This window comes from Pandoraea sp. PE-S2R-1, from assembly GCF_002179865.1.
Lineage (GTDB): Bacteria > Pseudomonadota > Gammaproteobacteria > Burkholderiales > Burkholderiaceae > Pandoraea.
Genome location: NZ_NGUR01000100.1, coordinates 1 through 463, shown reverse-complemented (window position 1 = coordinate 463; position 463 = coordinate 1). Strand labels below are relative to the sequence as shown.

At 64.4% G+C, this 463-nt stretch carries 1 protein-coding gene; it reads left to right on the top strand.

The annotated features are described in order from the left end of the window. Window positions 1-3 precede the first annotated feature (3 nt). Window positions 4-463: GntR family transcriptional regulator (locus CDV44_RS27215; RefSeq protein ID WP_249277756.1), on the top strand; the 460-nt coding region annotated here is incomplete at its 3' end.

Sequence of the window (463 nt, the reverse complement as noted above, 5' to 3'; positions counted from 1 at the left end):
AGCATGATCGATAACGGCGCGCTGGCGCCCGGAAAGCGCTTGCCATCGGTTCGGGCATTCAGTGAGCAGCACAGCATCAGTGTCTTCACGGCGCTTCGGGCCTACCGCCTGCTGGAGGATCGCGGCCGGTTGGTGTCGCGTCCCCAGTCGGGCTTTTACGTGGCGGGCGAGCGTCGTCACCTGCTGGCGCTTCCTTCGGTGCCTCGTCTGAAGCCCAAGGCCTCCACCGTGTCCATCAGCGGTGCCGTGGCGGGTCTGCTAGAGCATGCGTCGAACGAGTCGCTGGTTCCCCTTGGCTGCACGGTGCCCGACGCCTCGATACTGCAATCGAAGCGACTGGATCTCGCATTAGCTCGCGCGGCCCGGCAGCATGGCGATCGGTACAACATCTATTGCCCGCCCCAGGGCGAGCCAGGCTTGCGGCAAGAGATTGCCAAACGCTCGATGCGCATGGGACATGTCA